The organism is Acinetobacter sp. 228, from assembly GCF_048147885.1.
On the sequence record NZ_JAYWYV010000055.1, the window covers coordinates 1 to 2,577 of the forward strand.

General features: G+C 36.5%; 2 protein-coding genes. One reads left to right on the plus strand and one right to left on the minus strand.

Annotated features, from left to right (window positions below; genetic code table 11):
* Window positions 1–192 precede the first annotated feature (192 nt).
* Entirely contained in the window at window positions 193–2,376 is a 2,184-nt protein-coding gene (gene blp2 / locus VXQ92_RS15660) for an Ig-like repeat protein Blp2 (RefSeq protein WP_416682422.1), read from the plus strand.
* Window positions 2,377–2,425: 49 nt separating this feature from the next.
* On the opposite strand, the gene VXQ92_RS15665 is transcribed toward blp2, so the two are convergent.
* Window positions 2,426–2,577: DUF2238 domain-containing protein (locus tag VXQ92_RS15665; protein WP_416682423.1), on the minus strand; the 152-nt coding region annotated here is incomplete at its 5' end.

Sequence of the window (2,577 nt, forward strand, 5' to 3'; positions counted from 1 at the left end):
CCTGAACGACAATTCATTTTTATAAAAAATAGATATTGAATAAAGATTCAAAAAAAATTGTTGATAAATATACTTATTGAATTGTGATAAATAAGTGATTTTGATATTTTAGGCAACAATAAAATAGCTTTTAGATGATCCATTTAAAAGATAAACATTTAAAAATATAACTGAAATTTAGGACAGGAAATAATGACAAGAATAATTGTAGCATCCAAAGAGGGTTTGGACGTTCTGCAAGATGGTCAGCTCAATAAGGTGGTTTTAAACCAACCTACTATTATTCAAATTGGTGTAAGTCAAAAAGATATCGCATCGATGGAAAAGCAGGGTGGAAGTCTAGTCATCCATTTAAAAAATGGAGAAACAATTGTCTTAGAAAATTTCTTTAATGAAGCAACGAATACAACAGAGCATTCACTCGTTTTTCCAACTGAACAAGGAAAATTTGTTGAAGCACAATTTGATGCTCAAGGTAAGGTTATAGATTATAGAGGCTTAAATCATGTTACGGATTTGGCCTATACCAGTACCAGCCCTTCAGCTGCAACAATGGCCGTTGATAATGATCCAAGCTTTTCAATGGGTAATGTACTAAAAGCAGGTTTAGCAGTTTTAGCCGCTGAAGGTTTATATCTTTGGGCATTTGATAATGATGACAAAGATGACTCGCCTGTTAATGTTCCAACCACTGCGAAACCAACAGAAGTAAAACTTGCAGATGATGCTGTTACGGTCACTGGTAAAGCTGAAGCTAATGCAAAAATTTATATTAAAGATTTAAGTGGAAATGTGATTGCTTCAGGTAACGCAGATGCAAGTGGTAATTTTACGATTAAGCTCGATAAACCTTTGACAGATGGAAATAAATTAAATGTTTCTGCTCAAAATGAAGGTGGTAAAGAGTCTAGTGCTTATTCTATTACAGGTCCAAAAGATACAAGAGCTCCAGATGCACCAGAAGCTCAATTAAATGAAGATGGTTCAATCTTGGATGGTAAGACTGAACCAGATGCAAAGGTTATGATCTATGATGCCAGTGGTAAATTTATAGATACTGTAACTGCGAGTAAAGAAGGGAAATTTTCTTACAAATTTACTCCGCCTTTGACGGGCGGTAAAGTTGTTGCTATAGATCTAGCTGGAAATGAATCGAAACCAACGCTTATTTTTGCTGGTAAAGATACCATCCCTCCAAAAGCTCCATTACTGGAAGTAAATAAAGAAGGAACAGTAATTGAAGGAACGGCAGAAGCTAATACAAAGGTTTATGTCAAAGATGCCGATGGTAATGTAATCGGAACTGGTACAGCCAATGCTCAAGGTGAATTCCAAATTACGCTTTCTTCAGCCTTAAAAGATTCACAAAAGGCGACAATCATTGTTGAAGATGCTGCGGGTAATACTTCTAAGCCTTTAGAAATTAAATCTGGCTATGATACTCTTGCACCAGATAAACCTACAGCTCAAATTAATGCTGATGGAACAACAGTAACTGGTACAGCTGAAGCCAATGCAAAAATAGAAATCAAAAACTCAGCAGATAAGATCATTGGTACTGGAACGGCAGATGCAAATGGAAAATTTACAATTACGATTTCTCCTGCTTTAACTGATAATCAGACTGCGGATGTTATTGCAATAGATGGCGCAGGTAATAGTTCTGGAGCATTTGAGGTAACAGGTACCAAAGATACGATACCTCCTGATAGACCAGTTTTTACTAAATTAGAAAATGATAATGGGACTACTTTAAAACAAATTCTCCCTAATTCTGAAACAGATGATACAACCCCAAAATTTACGGTTAAAGTTGAATCACATGCAACTTTGACTGTTTATGATAATGGCGTAGCAATTTCAATGATTGAAATAGGTGATTTAGGTAAGAGTACGACTTGGTCATTTACACTGGATAAAGAATTATCTCTTGGTAAACATACGATTACCCTAATGCAGAAAGATGCTGCTGGCCTTACAGGCGAAGTGAGTTCACCATTTACCTTTTATGTAGTTGCTCCAAAGGCTGCGAGTCTGTCTGAAACTTCAGTAGATACTTTAAGTACAGAGGGACCATCTTTGGCAGATAGTGTTGGATTGCATACTTTAAAGGTAGCGCAAAATACAACAACTGAGACGAATAACCCGCAGAAATCGGTTCCTTTAGATGATTTATTAAAAAGTTCTACGGCTAGTGAATCAGACCCAATCGCAAAACTTCTCTCATCAACAGCGTTAAAAACGACTCAGGCATCTGAGCCAATCGAAGTAAATGCATCAGTTGGTCAGACAACATCAAATCCTGATCATCCTTTACCTGATACAACTTCTTCGGTTTTACAAAACCTTTTAGATCAAACTTATCCAGTTGTTTAGGGTATTTGAGACAACATGTAAAAAGCGCTCAAGGAGCGCTTTTTTAATTTTAATTTATTGTTTGATTTTTTGGTGTTGTGAGAAGAGCGATTAGCCCATAGAGGATTGCGCCAATTGTAGCGAGTAACCTGTCTTTATGTGCATCCCACATATCACCTTGTTGCCCATTATAATTTTCAGCTTGTTCAGGTGATAGCCCGA